The following is a 17,200-nucleotide window of genomic DNA, read 5'->3' on the forward strand; positions in this document are numbered from 1 at the left end:
CGCAATCCCCTTCTCGACTTCGCTCGAAGCGAACGGATGAAGAATGACGCCGTCCCGTTTTCAAAGGGTCAGGGCCGAGGGCAGTTTTCGCCCTCGACCGCGAGCCGCCGCACCTCCTGCGCGGCGACCTGGGCCAGCCAGGCGCGCCGTTCCGCCTTGTCGGCATTTTCCTCCGCCAGTTTGCGGGCGGCCTGCGCCTCGTTACGTTGCTGCACCGCCATGCGGGCATAGGTGAAGGCGGCGATCGACAGGCCCGACAGGGTGACGATGAGCAGGAAGGCGAAGGCTGACAGCGCCGCCGCGATTCGCCGGCTGCGACGCTGGTCGCGGCGGTAGAGCGCGGCATAGGGCGCGCCGAGCAGTCCGGCGATCAGCTTGAGCTTGACGATGTTGCGTTCATTTTTCTGCAGGTCGGGTGCCAGCGGTTCGAGCGGCTGGCCGCGGTCGAGATCGCCCGCGGCATCGAGCGCGAACAGCAGGGGGGCGGGGAAACAGGCCTGCTCCCCGTCACCGGGAACGCCCGCCGCGATCAGCGCGAACACCGGCGCGTCCGGGTTCAGCCGCTTGAAGGAGCGGATTTCCTGATCGACCCAGAGCGAGCGGGCGGCGGCGGGCGAGCAGATGACGATCAGTGCATCGGACCGGGCCAGCGCGCCTTGCAGCTTTGGCCCCAGTTCAGCGGCGCCGGCCAGTTCATCCTCGTCGCGGAAAACCGGGCGCAACCGCGCCGGGATCGGCCCGCGATCGCCCGGCGTTCCGACCAGCGATTTGGGCACGCGATAATTTTCGATCGCCCGATGCAGCCAGCGCGCCACTTTCATGTCGGCATGGCTGTAGCTGATGAAGGCGGCATAGCGGCCGTCGCCCGCGCCGCCGACCAGCGCCGACAGATGTTTATGGGCATAGCCGGCCAGTTCCGCCCCCCCTGCAAGCACTGGCTTTCCGACCGCTGCGGCAGTATCCACAGGGGCGGAGAAAATCTTACCGAGGGGACTGGACATGATACGCGGATTCCTGGTCGCGGGCGCCTGCATGGCGGGGGCGATGATGGTCGTGAACGGTCCGGTCGCGGCGCAGGAGCAGGCGCCCGCTCCAGTCGCGCCGCCAGCCGCAACTCCAGCCGCGCCGGCCAATCCCTTCGCGCAGGCGATCGCCGCGCGGCAGGTGGCCGACTTCGCCCGGCGCGAACGCGATCCCTATGCGATGCTGACCGCCGCGCGGATGCTGCAACAGGTGCCGATCAGCGAGGAAAAGGCGCAGGGCGATGCGCCCTTCTCGCCCGAGGCGCTGTTCACCGAAGCCAGGGCGCTGGCGCGCGACGACCAGAATCTGCTGTTGCAGATTCGCATGGCGCAGTCGTCGGGCCGGGGCGTGGTCGCCTCCGCCTTTGGCAAGGGGCTGGTGCGGCGGGTGCTGGATGTCGATCCGCGCAACGCCTATCGCTTCACCGTCACCGCCAAGGGGGGCGAGCCGCTGCGCATCGGCGCGATCGGCGACATCGGCACCACCATGTATATCCGCCTGCTCGATGCGTCGGGCAAGCAGATCTGCATGGACGACAACAAGGATTATGCGCCGGTTTGCGCCGTCACGCCCCGCGCATCCGGGCAATATCGCGTCGATATCGGCAATCGCAGCGCCGCCAGAAGCCGGACCGTGATCCTGAGCAACTGAGGCCAGGGACAGGGACGGGCGCATGGCGGGTCAGTTGCCGGTGTAGAGTTCGCCGATCGACAGGCTGGCCTGTCCCCCGGCCTTTGCCAGCAGTGCGCGAATCGGTTCGACCAGACGGGCGGCGGCGCGCTGATTTTCCACCGTGCGCAGCAGCAGGCGGAAATCCTGCGGCGGCTGCGGCGTGACCAGCGCGACGACATGATCGGCGCCGAAGGGCGGGATCACCTGACTGTCGAGGACGGGGAGCGACTGGCCGGCGGCCAGCGCGCCATCGCCGTCCGACGCCGCGACGGGGAAGAGCCGTTGCACCGTGCCATCCGAGGCGATGTTGAACACGGTCGCATAGCGCGGAGCGGCGGTAACGCCCTGGCCAGATTGGGATTGGGATGGGGGCTGCACCTGGGCCAGCGCCAGCGTGACCGGGGCACCGGAAGGATAGCGCGCGCCATTGTCGAGCGGACCGACCATCAGCCGGGCGCTGCGTTCGGACAGGAGCGGACGCAGCGCCTCCAGCGCGGCCCATTTATCAACCACGCCGCGCACCTGCGCCGGGGTCTTCACATTCTGCGCGACGATGTCGCCGGTCCGCCGCAGCATGGCCTGCGCCCGCGCGTCCCACACGAAGTCGGCGCCCTGCCCGTCGGTCAGGATACGCCAGGGATGATCGCCGCTGACGCTGGCGCGGGCCTTCAGGTCTGCGACATAGAGGCCGGGCAGGGGCGGCGGGGCCGGGGGCGCGGGCGGCGGCGGCACGGTGGCGAACAGGCCCTGCCGTTCGCGCCCCGGCGGGATGACGGTATTGCTTTCCTGCCGCTGGCCGCTGAGCATCCGCACCTGCACATTGAGATAGGCGCCCAGTTCGCCGATCGAGAGCGTACCATCGCCATCCTGATCGGCGGCCATGCCCTTGCCATCGGCGCGCGGCGTGGTGACGCCCTGTTCGAACGACCAGGTCAGGAAACCGCGGGTCGGCGCCCCCTCCACCGGCAGCGCATTTTCCCACGCGATCTGGTCGTCGCGCGCGGCGGCGATGTAGAAGAGATTGGGCAAATCATCGCGCGTGGCATTGCCCCCGGCATCCCCGCTCGCCGCCAGCACGGAGGCGAAGCGCGGCGCGGGGCGCGCGCCCAGCTCGACATTGCGGGCGCCCAGCGTCAGGCGCGGGGTCATGCCCATGGCGCGCGGATCGACCGATCGGTGCAGCGTCCCCGAATGGCAGGTGTCGGCCATCATCAGCACCTGCACGCCGCGCGGCACATATATGGACAGCCAGGTGTAGAAATCCTTGTCGACGATGAAGCGTTCGGCATCCTTCACGTCGGGATCGAAGCCGGGCAGCGGCAGAAACTGGTCGGTATCGCCGTCGCGCGTCCCCTTGACCGCTGCCTCTGCCAGCGCGCCATGGCCGGTGTAATAAAGGAAGATCCAGTCGCCCGGTTTCGACCGCAGGCCCAGCGCATGCAGCGCGGTTTCCACCGTCGTGCGACTGACCCCGTCATTGCGCAGGACCGTGACGTCGCTGGCCCCCTGCCCGCGGATCAGCGTCTCCATCGCCGCCAGATCATTTTCCGGCCCGACCAGGTCCATGATAAGGCTGGATTTAAATTGCCATGCCCCGACCAGCAACGCCCGCGTCTCGGCATGAGCATAACCTGGGTTAGATATTATTGTGACAAAGGCGGACAATACTGTTGCCCAGAGTCCACGTCGCCCCTTCGACATCAGGAATCCCCCGCGCTTTTTTGTTGCCTTCAAACCAGTACACTCATAATCTTAGATAGGTATTTGGGGCAATAACTATATCATGACTCGGAGCGGGCAAATGACCGTGTTGCGTTGCACTATAGGTATTGCTTCCCTTCTGCTTTTTTCCGGTAGCGTAACAAACGCTCTGGCGCAGGATGGCACCGTTCCACCGTCCGACCAGGCGCCGGCGAGCGGTGCCGCAGGCCGTGGCGTGCGTATTTTGCCGCCCGATCCGCCGGCGCCCAAACCCGTTGCAAATGAGCAACAAGTGCAGCAGCAGGCGCCCGCGCATGCGGTCGCGCCCGGCCCCGCTGCCGATCCCGGCAAGCAGGCGGTGGCGCTGCCCGTCCTCAAAAGCTGCGACCGCCCGGTGGCCAGGCCGACCCTGCGCTTCGGCGACGGTGCCGCCTTCGACCGGGCGCTCAAGGGCAAGCTGCGGCGCGGCCGGACCGTGGTGGTCGACATGGACACCCCCTATCCGGCAGACAATGAGGCGCCGTTGCCGCTGGGCGCCTGGCTCAATGAGGTGAAGCAAAGCGGCGGTACCGTGAGCGTTGAGCCCTATTGCCAGAAAGGTCGCGGGTTCGGCGGCTTCTTCGCCAAGCTGTTCGGCGGCGGACCGGCCGAACCCTATAAGGCCGCGCGCCGCTATGACGCGGTGCTGCATGTCGACGCCGTCGATCAGGTCGTGACCCAGGTCGAATTCGCGCCGCGCAAGGCCGCGCGATGAGCCAGATTCAGCCGGGGGGCGGGCGCGGCTGGCTCCGCGCGCTGGCGGCCATGCTGGCGACGCTGCTGCTGGCGCTGGCGGGGCCTGCGCGTGCAGCGGACGAACCGCGGCTGGCACTGGTGATCGTCAACGGCGCCTACCAGTCCTTCGACAAACTCGGCTCCACTTATACCGACGGCGACAAGGTGGCGACCGCGCTCAATGCCACCGGCTTCGTCGATGCCAGCGGGACCGGCCCGGTGCAGGTGCGCCGCGACCTGACCCGCGCGGCGATGCAGGAGGCCGTCGCCGATTTCCGTGCGAAGCTGGCCGCCGCCGGGCCCAAGGCGTTCGGCACGCTCTATTTTTCCGGCCATGGCGCGGCGCTGGGCAGCTATGGCGACGTCATGCTGTTGCCGGTCGATGCCGGTCGCGACCTGACGCCCGAAAGCGCAACGATGACCCGCGCGGCGCTGACCCATAACCTGCTGGGATCGGGCGCGAAGACGGTGCTGATCGTGCTCGACATGTGCCGCAACGTGCTGCCCGCGCCGCCGCCTTCGCTGACGCAGATGATCGCCGCCGAGACGGGGACCGAGGCGAGCGCGGTCGGCGAACTGGCCGGCAGCAAGGGGCTGCGCCGCATGGTGCGTGCGCCCGCCGCCGCGATCCGGCCGGATCAGGGCTATCTGGTCGCCTTTTCCACCAGCGCCGATCAGGTCGCGTTCGACGACGGCATCTTTTCCAAGGTGCTGGCCGAGGAAATCCGCCGGCCGCAGCAGAATATCGCCGATGCGCTGAAGCGCGTGTCCGACCGGGTCGCGCTGTCTTCGGCCAAGAATTTCCAGAAGCCGACCTTCGACTATGGCCTTCAGGGTGCGCCCCCCTGTTTCATCAGTTGCGACCGGGCGGCGAGCGACCGTTTCTACGATTGCGCCAACTGCCCGTGGATGCGGGCGATCCCGGCCGGGATCACGCCGTTCGGATCGCCTGTGTCGGAACCGGGCCGGGGCGGGGACGAACCCGCACAGGCCGATGTGAAGATCGACCGCCCCTTCGCCATCGGCGTCTATGAAGTGACGATCGCCGAATGGAATGCCTGCGTGCGCGACAATGCCTGCACGAAGCTGGGCAACTGGTCGAAGGAAAATCCCAATCCGCTGATCCCGGCGAGCGACATCAGCTATGAGGATGCGCAAGCCTTCGTCGCCTGGCTGACGGTCCAGTCGGGCCGCGCCTATCGCCTGCCGAGCGAGCAGGAATGGGAATATGCCAGCCGTGCGGGCGCACCCACGGCCTTTCCCTGGGGCGACGATATCGGCCCGTCCATGGCCAATTACGATCATACCGCCCGCTATCACGGTTCCGATACCGCACCCTATCGCGGCTATCCCGAGGCGGTGAACAGCTATCCCGCCAATGCCTTCGGCCTCAACCAGATGCAGGGCAATATGTGGGAATGGACGTCGGGCTGCACCGATACGTCCTGCAAGGGGCGGATCATGCGCGGCGGATCGTTCGAGAGCGCGCCCGACGCGCTGCGATCGGCCAATCGCTTTACCGTACCGCCGGGCAAGCGCCGGCAGGATGCAGGATTGCGCGTCGTGCGCGATCTGGAACAGGACGAAATCGGGGGATCGTCGTGATCCGGGCCTGATCCGGGGATGAATTGAGGGTTTGCGCCGGAGATTGGGAATTCCGGCGCAGGATGAGGGGTGACATCGATGAACAAGTTTCTGATCGCGGCCGCGGTGGCGGTCCTGGTGCCGGGCACGGCCTTTGCTTCGCCCTATTATGCGAGCATCGGCAGCCCGAACAGCCTGCAACATACGGCGGTGACGACTGCGCTCAATCTCAACGACCTTGATTATGACGATGATCCGGACACGCCCGGATTCGACATGGAGGGCGATGCCGACACGATCGGCGGCGCCTTTACCTATTGGGGATCGGCCGGGATCGAGGGCGAGCGCTACGAACTGCGCTACCAGAAGGCGTTCCGCCCGTTCGAGGGCAGCCGCGCCCGCGTGCTGGTCGACCCGATCCTGAACGTCCTGCATGTGAACAAGGGTGATACGGCGGTGCTGGGCACGCTGTCGGCCGGCGTCGAGCTGCCGGTTCAGCCCAACTGGCTCATCACGCCACGCGTCGCCTTTGGCGTGTCGAACAATGACGGATCGTTCGGCGCCAGCAGCGAAGTGCTGACCCTGTCCGCCACCAGCCGCTACAAGATCGCGCAGGTCGGCCGGGGCGACCTGACCATCGGCAACATGGTCGGATGGTCCACCACGACCGATACCGGCATCGGCAAGAAGCCCTTCTTCTATTTCAAGGAAGATGTCTGGTCGTTCCGCAACGGCATCGCCTATCAATTGCCGTTCAAGGGGCGGATGTTCGGCGGGCGGCAGGGATCGCTGCGCGCAAGCTACACCTGGACCAAGCTGTCCGGCGATCCGCAAGCCTATGAAAATGTGCATGAAGCCGCGCTGAGCATGGGCATCCGCACCCGCGAGGTGGAGCAGAAGAGCCGTGCCGAGCAGTTGCGCATCGGCCTGATCTACACCCATGGCGTCAGCAGCTTTTCGCATGATTTCGATTTCGACGCGGTGACGCTGACCATCGGCTACCGTTTCTAACAGCTTGGAATCAGGGGAGGAACGGGCGATGACACGCCGTCTCGTGACATGGGGAGCGCCGGTCCTGCTGGCGCTTTGCGCCGCTGGATCATCCGCGCAACAGGCCGATGACAGCCAGTTCATGACGGGCGCCGAACCCGTTTCTCCCGAAGATTATGCCAAGCTGCCCAAACAGGGGCGGTTCCGCGCCTACCTGCCCAAGCAGGTCGACCTGTCCAACGCCTATCCCCCGCCCGGATCGCAGGGACCGCAGCCCAATTGCGTCGCCTGGGCCACCACCTATGCCGCGCGCACCTTCCTCAATTTCCGCGACAAGAATGTGCAGCCGGACGAGCCGGCCGACCAGATGAGCCCGGCCTATGTCTATAACCGGCTGCGCCCGGCGGGGTCGCCCTGCACCGGCACGATCAGCATCGTCCAGGCGCTGACCCTGTTGAAGAATGAGGGGGCGGTCAGTCTGGCCGACTTCCCCGACGACATGACCAAATGCGCCATCCCCGCGCCCGACGCGCTGAAGGCCAAGGCGGGCAATTTCCGCCTGCTCGACTGGCGCGCGGTCGACCGCGAGGTGAAGGACGACTGGCGCACGCCGATCGTCCTGGACGATGTGAAGGGTGCGCTGGCGCGCGGCGCACCGGTGATCTTCGCCATGCCGGTGGCGGCCGATTTCAAGGCGTTCCGCGGCGATGGCATCTATGCCCGCGCAGAAAAGCCGGAAAAGGCCAATTATCATGCGATGGCGATCGTGGGCTATGACGAGGATCGCCAGGCGCTGCGCATCATGAACAGCTGGGGCGCCGGATGGGGCGACAAGGGCTATGCCTGGATCGGCTATGACACGTTCAAGCTGCTGAGCGGCGAAGCCTATTCGCTGGAAGCGCCGATGGGCCCGGCCGTACCCGGCACGCCGCCCCCGCCGCCGCGCAGCGATGCGCAGATCTTTGCCGACCAGATGGCGGCCATGCCATGCGGCGCCGTGTCGGTGCAGGGCAGGAGCGTGACCGGCTTTTCCGGCGACATGAACGCGATCGCCGCGCTGCGCGAAGCGTCGACCAAGGCCGATCCCGGCCGCAGCTTCGCGGTGCGCCATCTGCCCTGGCCGCAATGCGAGGCGGCGCTGACGCTGGCTGCGCCGCTGGGGCGCGAAGGCACGGCGATCAGCGTGCTGACGGCGGAGGGGCAGACGCGCGCCGGCGACCCGGTCGCGATGCAGGAAAACGACATTTTCGGCGTCAGCGCGACCACCAATGCAGCGCGCCCTTATCTCAGCATCATCTATCTTCAGGCGGACGGCAGCGCGGTGGAACTGCATCGCGGCCATCCCGAACCCGATCGCAAGGGCCTGCGCCGCGTCACCATCGGCCTGTCGCAAACGGTGCAACGCTATCAGGTGGCGCCGCCCTTTGGCCCGGAGATGATCGTCGCGCTGGCCTCCGCCAAGCCGCTGTTCGGCGATGACGAGGTAGTGAACGGGACCGAACGGCAATTCCTGACCCGGCTGCGCGCCAAGCTGGCCGCGCATCAGGGCGACGGCGTATCGGCGGCTTTCGTCCGGCTCCAGACCAGCAATTGACCCCGGTCATGGGGGACCGGCGACATAAGGGACGCAAAAGGACCGGGGGGCTCCGCCTGCCCCCGGTGGCGCCGGTGGTCCGTTTCGGCGCGATGGCGATCGCCTTCCTGCTCGGCAGCTGGGGCTTTGCGCAGGCCTATGCCGAAGCGCGCCTGCCCACCACCGTGATGCAGGATGGGCTGCGCGCGCTGCGCCTGATCGTCGGCAGCTTTCCGCAGGTGCTGGAGGGGCGCGACCTGCCCCTGTCGCTGAATATCGCGCGCTGGGCACTGCCGCTGCTGACATTCTGGTCGACGGCGGCGCTGGCGTGGGAGCAATTGCGCAACCCGCTGCGGCTGGCGCTGATCCGGGCGCGGGGCGCGCATCTGGTGATCGCCGGGGACGAGAGCGGCGGGCTGGCGGCGCAGGCGGCGCAGGGCGCGCTGGCAGACGGGCGGCGCGTGCTGCTGTGGCCGCAGGACCGGCGGAGTCGGTGGATCGGCGATGCGCTGGAAGCGGGCGCGGCGGAGGTGGAACAGGGCGTGGCCGGGGACAGCGCCGCCGCGCTGGCGCTGGACAAGGCGCGGGCGGCAATGCTGTTGTCGAGCGAGGCACGCGGCAATATCGCGCTGGCCTCCGCCCTGCTGACACGAGCGGCCGCGGTGCGGCCGGCGGGCGATCCGATCGACATCATCCTGCGTGTCGACGACCTCGACCTGCGGCGCAGCGTCGAGCAGCGATTCGACCATGGCGACCGGCGCACCGCGCGGGTGCGGCTGGCGGCGCTGCCCGACATTGCCGCGCGGCACCTGGCGCTGGCCCGGCCGATCGACGCCTTCGCGCGCGAGGGGCAGGCGGGGCGCGGGGTGCTGGTAATCGGCTTCACCCCGCTCATCGAGCGCTATGTGCTGCGGACGCTGGCGGGCGGCCATTATCGCGACGGTGGCAAGCCGGACTTTGCCATCCATATGGCCGATGCCGCGCCGGGCGAGGCGGCGTTTCGCGCGCGCAATCCTGGCGCCGACAGCCTGTCGCCGCTGCGCTTCGTGGAGGCCCGGCTCGATCCGGCGGGGATGGCTGGGCTGATCGATGCCCATGTCGCGCAGGCCGGGGAACCGGTCGCCATCCTCATCGACCTGAATGATGACGATCGCGCGCTGGCGGTGGCGCTGGCGGTCGATGCCCGCTACCGCGCCGCCGCCCTGCCCGCCCCGCCGATCCATGTGCGCATGGCCGGGTCGCACGACCATCATGTCGGCGCCGGCCTGTTTCCGTTCGGCAGCCTCGCCGACCTGGCCGATCCCGACATGCTGTTGCAGGACCGGCATGACGCGCTGGCCCGGTCGATCCATGATTTCTATCTGGAGGGGCGTTTTGCCGAGGGCGAGCGGATCGGCGCGCGGGCGTCGATGCAGGAATGGGAAGACCTGCCCGAAAGCTTTCGCGACGATAACCGGCTGGTGGCCGATTGCTATCAGCTGAAGCTGCGCGACATCGGCGCGCGGCTGGTGGAGGGCAGCGGCCCGTCGCTGGCCCTGACCCCGGACGAGCTGGAGCAATTGTCGCGGGCCGAACATGATCGCTGGATGGCGGCCAAGCTGGTGCAGGGATGGACCCATGGCCCGGTGCGCGACGATGCCCGCAGGCTGCATCCCGATATCGTGCCCTATGATGCGCTGAGCGAGGCGATCAAGGATCTGGACCGGGAGCAGGTGCGGATCATGGCGCGGCTGCTGGGGGCCTCCGGCCGGCGGGCGCTGCGGACGCTGCGCATATTGCTGCAACCGGGCGGTGAGGATACCGCGCCCGATCCGGCAGCGCTGATCGCGGCGATCGGCGCCCATTATCCCGACCGGGCGCCGGTCTTTGCCGGTAACCTGTCCGATGGCTGGTCGCGCGACCTGCTGGTGGCGTTGCAGCGGCAGGGACAGTTGGTGCAGCCGATCCTGGATGCGCATGTGCAGGCCATCATCGATCCCCTGCCGCCGACCGAGGCGCTGGCCGCCGCCGCGCTGATGCAGGGCGCCGACAGCATCCATGCCGGCACGGGAACGGCTTTGGCGGCGGACGCCGACCTGTTGCTGGCGAACCGGCCGATGGACGACAAGCGGGCCGTGACGATCAGCGCGGATGGCGGGATAGGCCGGGCGCCATGGACAGGCTGACCGGCCCCGCCAAGCTGCTGGCGGCGATCGGCGCCGGGGCCTGGCTGACGATGCGTGCCGGCACCGGCATGGGACGGCGGGTGATCGCCGGCGACAGGCTGGCCGGGCGGCAACTGGCCGATGGTCTGCCGCTGCATGTCTGGCGGCCGTTGCGCACATTGCTGCCGCTGGCGATGCTGGCGGGGATCATCGCCGGGATCGGCGCAGCGCGGCTGCTCGCCCTTTATAATGCGCAGATCCCGGTGCTGAGCGCGCTGGCGGAGATATTGCTGCGCGACATCGTGCCGTTGCTGGTCGGCCTGTTCGCCTGCGGCAGCGTGACGGTGGCGCTGTCCTCGCGGCTGGGGGCGATGGCTCTCAACCGGGAGATCGACGCGCTGGAAGCGCTGGGGCGCGATCCGGTGGCGCATGCGCTGGGGCCGGCGCTGGTCGCCGTGCTGCTGTCCGCGCCGATCCACATGGCGCTGGGCGGGATTGCGGCGATCATCGGCTGCGCGCTGCCGCTGGCGATGATCGCCAATATCGGCTGGGCGCTGTGGAGCGGTTTCGCTTTCTCCCATGACGCAGCGCAGGCGATGCTGACCGGCATGGCCAAGCTGCTGCTCTATGCCCTGATCGCCTTTGCCGTGGGGAGCGCGGTGGGCGCGAAGCCGGTGCGGTCGCCCGCCGACATCGGCCGGCGCGCCACCACCGCCTTTACCGCCGGATTGCTGGGGATATTCAGCGCGGCGGCGCTGTGGACCGCCCTGTCGTGAGTAAGCTGTTGGCGTTCGAGGCGGTCAGTCTGGTGCTGGGCGGTACGCGGCTGCTCGACCGGGTGGACCTCATCATCGGGCCGGGAGAGCGAGTGGCGATCCTGGCGGATAGCGGGACCGGGAAAAGCTGGCTGCTGAAACTGGCGATCGGGCTGGCGCCGCCGGGCAGCGGCACGGTGCGCCTGATGGACGTGGCGCTGGACGCGGCCGGGCCGGATGCGCGGCGGTTGCTGCGCGCGCGCTGCGGCGTGGCGATGCAGGGCGGGTCGCTGCTGGGCGAGCTCAGCATCGAGGAGAATATGCGGCTGGCGATGGACAGCGGCAGCGGGCGCATGGCGCGGCGAATCGACCGGCTGTTGCTGGAATTCGGGCTGGAGCAGATGGCGGCGACCCGCGCCGATGCGCTGTCGGCAGGCGAGCGGCGACGCGCGGAACTGGCCCGCGCCTTCGTGCGCGATCCCGAATTGCTGATATTGGACGAGCCGTTCGAAGGGGCCTTTGCGCGCGGCGACACGCTGGAATCGCAAGTGCGGCGGCGCATCGTGCCGCAGGGGCGGGCGCTGCTGCTGCTGACGCAGGATGCGGCGCTGGCCAGGCGACTGTGCGAGCGCATCTATCGGCTGGAGCGCGGCAGGCTGATTCAGCAGGAGGCGGCGGTGACCGTACCGGACGCGACATCCTGAACGAAGGCGGCGACGGCCTGTTCGATCGCAGCCTGGAAGGCGGCGGCGCGGGCGGTGCCGGCGGCCGACGGGATTGGCCGGGTCGCGCAATAACGGCTGGCCCAGATCGCCTTGCCCTGCGCCACCTGCGTCACGTCGAAGGCGATGACGGCCTGTGCGCCGGCCGGGGCGCTCACTTCCTCGAACCGGTCCAGCGTCGCCACGATACGGCGGTCGGCGGCGAGCGGCAGCGACGGGCCGGTGACCGTGGCGAAGCGGGTACGCAGACCCGCGACCAGCGCGCGGGCCAGGCTGTCGGCCGGCGGCTCTTCCCAGAAATAGGTGGCGGCCTGACGGATTTCGCCGGGCGCGGCGGCATCGACATAGGCATAGCGCAACCCGCCCGACAGGCCGCGCGCCTGCACCGGGGCGACGGTGAAGCTGGGGCTGGCGACCGGCAGGCCGGGGGCGAAAGCCGGCGACAGGCGCATGGTGACGGGCGTGTCCCCGCCCTTGAGCGCGGCGCAGGCGGACAGGGCAGACAGGAGCATGAGGGCGATGGGCTTCATTTCTGGCCTCCCGGCGGGGGCGGATCGGCATAGCGCTGGCCCCGGATCGCATAGGTAGGATCGCCAGCGAGGCGCTCGCTGAGCGCGCCGAGGCTGCTGCTGGTGCGCTCCAGATTGGCGCTGGTCGCTACCAGCGAGGCCGACGCCCCCTCCAATATGGTGCGTACTTCGCCCGCGCTGCTCTTTCCTTCGGCCAGCAGGCCGGCGATGCTGGCCTGATTCTGCGCCACCAGCGCGCGGGTTTCGCGCAAGATGCCGTTCAGCGCCGCAACGTCGATTTCAGAGGCGCGGCCGGTCGCCTGACGAACATGGGAGAGGGTGACGGCAATGTCGCCCTGGCCGGGGGTGAAGCTGCGGTCCAACTGCGTGCTGAGGCTGTTGAGCGCGGCGAGCGTCTGCGTCGCGTTGCGGGCGACCTGCGCCATGTCGACCGCGCCGCCCGTGCCATCGCCCTGCAACAGGCCGGACAATTTCTGCGCCATGGCGTTGGCGGTGCGCGCGACATTCGCCGCTTCGCCAATCGCGAGCGCAGCGGTTTCGAACAGGTCGGCCGGGCGGCGGCAGCCGGTCAAAGTCGCGCCGTCACGCCCGCCCGGCACCGGATCGCAGCCATAGGCGCGGCGCGCGGCGGCGCATTGTGTAGCGGCGGTTTCCAATGCCACCAGTTCGATGCGCGGCGCGGTGAGCGGATTGGCGGAGGCCACGGTGGCGAAGGCGCAGGCAGAGGGCTGCCAGTTGCGGTCGATGCCCATGGCGACCGCGAAGGTGCGGTTCTGGCGGTTGAGATCGACGGAACGGACGGCGCCGACCGGGGCGCCCCGGAAATAGACCTGCACGCCCGGCGACACGCCCTCCACATCGTCGAGCGTAGTGGCGATCACCCGCTGGCGAAAGAAGGGATCGGGCACGAGCGCCAATATGGCGACGACCGCCACCGCCAGCAGCGCGGCCCCCACACCCCATCTGATCTGCGTTGTTGAGTCCGGCGTCATGCCCCACTCCCCCGACAGCAGAACAGACCTGAACGGGGCGCTTGTCAAGCGATCAGACCCTGATCGGGATCAATCGCCGAAGCCACCGCCGCCCGGCGTTTCGATGACGAAGGCATCGCCCGCGCGCAGTTGGATCGTGGCGGTGGGACCGAGCGGTTCGATGCTGCCATCGGCCCGTTCCACGCTGTTGCGGCCGGGCGCGCCCGGCGCCCCGCCGGCGAGGCCGAAGGGCGGCACGATACGGCGATTGGACAGGATGCCGGCGGTCATATCCTCCAGGAAGCGGACACGGCGCAGCGCGCCATTGCCGCCGGGATGACGGCCCTGCCCGCCCGACCCGGCGCGCACCGAAAATGCCTCCAGCAGCACCGGGAAACGGGTTTCCAGGATTTCAGGGTCGGTCAGGCGGCTATTGGTCATGTGCGTCTGCACCACGTCGGCACCGTCGAAATCGGGGCCGGCGCCGGCGCCGCCCGCGATCGTCTCATAATATTGGTGCCGGTCATTGCCGAAGGTGAAGTTGTTCATCGTCCCCTGCGCGCCGGCCATCACGCCGAGCGCGCCGAACAGGGCGTCGGTCACGACCTGGCTGGTTTCCACATTGCCCGCGACCACGGCGGCGGGGAAGCGCGGGCGCAGCATCGATCCTTCGGGCACGATGATGGTGATGGGCTTCAGGCACCCGTCGTTCATCGGCACGGCCTCATCGATCAGGGTGCGCACGACATAGAGGACGGCGGCGCGCACGACCGAGGCAGGAGCGTTGAAATTGTCGGGCCGCTGGTCCGCCGTGCCGGTAAAGTCGATGGTCGCGGCGCGGGCCGCACGGTCGACATGGACGGCGAGTTGGACCGTCGCGCCGCTATCCATCGCATAGCTGAAACGGCCATCGGACAGATGATCGATCAGGCGGCGGACGGCGGCTTCGGCCTGGTCCTGCACATGGCCCATATAGGCCGATATGGTGTCGACGCCATAAGCGTCACTGATGCGGCGCAGTTCGCTCGCACCCTTGGCACAGGCGGCGATCTGGGCAGAGAGGTCAGCGATATTCTGATCGATGTTGCGGGCCGGCCATGATCCCGACGCCAGCAGGGCGCGGATCGCGGCCTCCCGGAAATCACCGCGATCGACCAGCAGCAGATTGTCGAGGACGACGCCCTCTTCCTCTACGCTGCTACTGCCCGGCGGCATGGAGCCAGGGGTGATGCCGCCAATATCGGCATGATGGCCGCGCGCCGCGACATAGAAGGCGGGCATGCCGGCTTCGCCGACGAACACCGGCATGACGACGGTGACATCAGGCAGGTGCGTGCCGCCATCATAGGGGGCGTTGAGCGCATAGACGTCGCCCGGCAGCATGCCGCGCCCGTCGATCGGCTGGCCGCCTGCATCCGTACCACGACGGTGCATGATGGTGCGGATGCTGTCGCCCATGCTGCCCAGATGCACCGGCATATGCGGCGCATTGGCGACCAGATTGCCCGCCGCGTCGAACAGCGCGCAGGAGAAATCGAGCCGCTCGCGAATGTTGACCGAGGAGGCACTGTGCTGGAGCGCGGCACCCATTTCCTCCGCTATGGCCATGAACAGGCCGCCCATCACCTCCAGCCGGACCGGATCGACGGTGGTGGCGTCTTCGCTGTCCGGCCGGGCGCGGGGAATGTGGCGGGTGAGGATGAGGTTGCCGTGCGGGTCGAGTTGCGCGCGCCAGCCGGGCTCGACCGCCGTGGTGGAGACAGGATCGATGATGAGCGCCGGGCCATCTATCATGCTGTCCGACGAGAGGGTGGCGCGGTCGTGGACGGGCGCGGGGACACCGGCATAGTCGACATGGGCGATGGGCGGGGCAGCCTGTGCGGCGATGGTGACGATGCCGTCCATGGCTTCCTGCGTCGAGGCGATCGCCTCCACGCGGGCCATGTCGATCAGGATCGTCCCCTTGCCCGCAAAACCGAAGCGCGCCTGATGCTGGGCGAGGAAATCTTCGCGCATCATTGCCGGGTCGGACAGCACGACATCGAACAGGCTGTCGGTGCCATCATAACGCAGGCGCAGCAGGGTTTCGATGCGGTCGGCCTGGGGCAGATCGGCGCGGGCATCGTCGGCCAGCGTGGCAAGAGCAGCGCCGAGCGCAGCATCGCCCAGCGGCAGCGCCAGTGTGCGTTCCCGCACGGCGCGGCGGTCGGCCAGGCCCATGCCATAGGCGGAGAGTACGCCGCCGAGCGGATGGATCATCACCCGGTCCATGCCCAGCGCGTCGGCGACGAGGCAGGCATGCTGCCCCCCGGCCCCGCCGAAGCTGGCGAGCGTGTAGCGCGACACATCATGGCCGCGCGCGACGGAGATGCGCTTGATCGCATTGGCCATGCTGGCGACGGCGACGGCGATGAAGCCCTGCGCCGCTTCGCGCGGGGTCATGGCGCGGCCGGTGTCCGCCTGCACCTGCGCGCAGAGGGCGGCGAAGCGATCCGCCACGGCCTGCGTGTCGAGCGGCTGGTCGCCGTCCGGGCCGAACAGGCTGGGGAAATGAGCCGGCTGGATCTTGCCGAGCATGACGTTACAGTCGGTAATGGTGAGCGGGCCGCCGCGCCGGTAGCAGGCCGGACCGGGCATCGCGCCCGCGCTTTCCGGGCCGACGCGGAAGCGGCCGTCGACGAAGGCACAGACGGAGCCGCCGCCCGCCGCGATGGTGTGGATGCGCATCATCGGCGCGCGCAGACGCACCCCGGCGACACGGGCTTCATTGTCGCGTTCGTAAGCACCGGCATAATGGGACACGTCGGTCGAGGTGCCGCCCATGTCGAAGCCGATGACTTCGCCAAAGCCCGCCTGCTCCGCCGTGCGGGCGAGGCCGACGATGCCGCCTGCGGGGCCGGACAGCACGGCATCCTTGCCCCGGAACAGCGCGCCGTCGGTCAGGCCGCCGCTCGACTGCATGAACAGCATGTCGGCATCCGCGCCCAGTGCAGCGCGCAGGCCATCGACATAGGCGCGCAGGACGGGGGAGAGATAGGCGTCGGCCAGCGTCGTGTCGCCGCGCCCGATCAGCTTGATGAGCGGGGCGACGTCATGGCTGGTGCTGATCTGGGTGAAGCCGATGTCGGCGGCTATCGCGGCCAGTCGCTGTTCGTGCGCGGGATAAAGATAGCCGTGCATCAGCACGATGGCGATGGCGCGCAGGCCCCTGTCATAGGCGGATTGCAGCGCAGCGCGGGCGGCGGTTTCGTCCAGCGGGGTGCGGACCGTGCCGTCAGCCATCAGCCGCTCGTCCATCTCGATCACATCGGCATGGAGCGGGTCGGGCAAGCGGATGTGACGCACGAACAGGTCGGGCCGTTCCTGGGTGCCGATGCGGATCGCGTCGCGAAAGCCGCGCGTGATGGCCAGCAGCACCGGCTCGCCCTTGCGTTCCAGCAGCGCGTTGGTGGCGATGGTGGTGCCGATGCGCAGGGTGCAGGGCGGGATGGCGCCCGCCGATCCTGCCCCCGATCCGGCGCCCGTCAGGCGGCGCACCGCCTCCACCGCCGCATCGGCATAGCGTTCCGGATCGTTCGACAGCAATTTGGCGGTATGGAGTTGCCCGTCGGGCGCGCGCGCCACCACATCGGTAAAGGTGCCACCGCGATCGATCCAGAATTGCCATGTCATGCCGCGCGTGATGGCGGGGCGGCGGCGGGATGGCAAGAGCGGCGAGAATGGCCGCCCCCCTCCCTGAATGGGCCACAGGGGATTTGCCA

Annotated in this window: 13 protein-coding genes; 8 read left to right on the forward strand and 5 right to left on the reverse strand. The window is 68.6% G+C overall.

Annotated elements, in window-relative coordinates:
- Positions 1-68 precede the first annotated feature (68 nt).
- On the reverse strand, positions 69-1,001 hold the full coding sequence (locus tag ACNHGR_RS12935) for a toll/interleukin-1 receptor domain-containing protein (protein ID WP_475286585.1): 933 nt from the start codon (positions 999-1,001) through the stop codon (positions 69-71).
- Between ACNHGR_RS12935 and ACNHGR_RS12940 the strand changes: the two genes are divergently transcribed.
- Positions 1,000-1,674 carry a hypothetical protein gene (locus ACNHGR_RS12940; protein WP_475286587.1) on the forward strand — a complete coding sequence of 225 codons (675 nt, stop codon included), beginning with the start codon at positions 1,000-1,002 and terminating at the stop codon, positions 1,672-1,674. The genes ACNHGR_RS12935 and ACNHGR_RS12940 overlap by 2 nt on opposite strands.
- A gap of 30 nt (positions 1,675-1,704) precedes the next feature.
- On the opposite strand, the gene ACNHGR_RS12945 is transcribed toward ACNHGR_RS12940, so the two are convergent.
- Complete coding sequence (locus ACNHGR_RS12945; RefSeq protein WP_184267868.1) at positions 1,705-3,396, reverse strand: caspase family protein; 1,692 nt, start codon at positions 3,394-3,396, stop codon at positions 1,705-1,707.
- A 100-nt stretch (positions 3,397-3,496) separates the two neighbouring features.
- Between ACNHGR_RS12945 and ACNHGR_RS12950 the strand changes: the two genes are divergently transcribed.
- From ACNHGR_RS12950 to ACNHGR_RS12980, 7 genes are all read left to right on the forward strand, one after another.
- Entirely contained in the window at positions 3,497-4,150 is a 654-nt protein-coding gene (locus ACNHGR_RS12950; RefSeq protein WP_184267870.1) for a hypothetical protein, read from the forward strand.
- Complete coding sequence (locus tag ACNHGR_RS12955) at positions 4,147-5,775, forward strand: SUMF1/EgtB/PvdO family nonheme iron enzyme (RefSeq protein WP_184267872.1); 1,629 nt, start codon at positions 4,147-4,149, stop codon at positions 5,773-5,775. The genes ACNHGR_RS12950 and ACNHGR_RS12955 overlap by 4 nt, the downstream gene beginning before the upstream one ends.
- Positions 5,776-5,853: 78 nt before the next feature.
- Positions 5,854-6,765, forward strand: coding sequence for a hypothetical protein (locus ACNHGR_RS12960; RefSeq protein WP_475286590.1), 912 nt, complete (start codon positions 5,854-5,856; stop codon positions 6,763-6,765).
- A gap of 28 nt (positions 6,766-6,793) precedes the next feature.
- Positions 6,794-8,338, forward strand: a complete 1,545-nt coding sequence (locus ACNHGR_RS12965; protein WP_475286591.1) for a C1 family peptidase — start codon at positions 6,794-6,796, stop codon at positions 8,336-8,338.
- 8 nt (positions 8,339-8,346) lie between these two features.
- Positions 8,347-10,482: a RyR domain-containing protein gene (locus tag ACNHGR_RS12970; RefSeq protein WP_475286592.1), complete on the forward strand. Its 2,136-nt coding sequence runs from the start codon at positions 8,347-8,349 to the stop codon at positions 10,480-10,482.
- A complete protein-coding gene (locus ACNHGR_RS12975; RefSeq protein WP_184267881.1) occupies positions 10,470-11,237 on the forward strand; it encodes an ABC transporter permease in 768 nt (255 codons plus the stop codon). The genes ACNHGR_RS12970 and ACNHGR_RS12975 overlap by 13 nt, the downstream gene beginning before the upstream one ends.
- Entirely contained in the window at positions 11,234-11,920 is a 687-nt protein-coding gene (locus ACNHGR_RS12980) for an ATP-binding cassette domain-containing protein (protein WP_475286594.1), read from the forward strand. The genes ACNHGR_RS12975 and ACNHGR_RS12980 overlap by 4 nt, the downstream gene beginning before the upstream one ends.
- Here the strand turns inward: ACNHGR_RS12980 and ACNHGR_RS12985 are convergent.
- The 3 genes from ACNHGR_RS12985 to ACNHGR_RS12995 form a co-directional block, all read right to left on the reverse strand.
- Positions 11,878-12,468: an ABC-type transport auxiliary lipoprotein family protein gene (locus ACNHGR_RS12985; RefSeq protein WP_475286596.1), complete on the reverse strand. Its 591-nt coding sequence runs from the start codon at positions 12,466-12,468 to the stop codon at positions 11,878-11,880. The two genes, ACNHGR_RS12980 and ACNHGR_RS12985, sit on opposite strands and share 43 nt — an antisense overlap.
- Entirely contained in the window at positions 12,465-13,460 is a 996-nt protein-coding gene (locus tag ACNHGR_RS12990; RefSeq protein WP_475286598.1) for an MlaD family protein, read from the reverse strand. The genes ACNHGR_RS12985 and ACNHGR_RS12990 overlap by 4 nt, the downstream gene beginning before the upstream one ends.
- Positions 13,461-13,529: 69 nt before the next feature.
- Positions 13,530-17,111 carry a hydantoinase B/oxoprolinase family protein gene (locus ACNHGR_RS12995; RefSeq protein ID WP_475286600.1) on the reverse strand — a complete coding sequence of 1,194 codons (3,582 nt, stop codon included), beginning with the start codon at positions 17,109-17,111 and terminating at the stop codon, positions 13,530-13,532.
- Positions 17,112-17,200: the final 89 nt, after the last annotated feature.

It is taken from the genome of Sphingobium sp. RS1 (genome assembly GCF_056156825.1).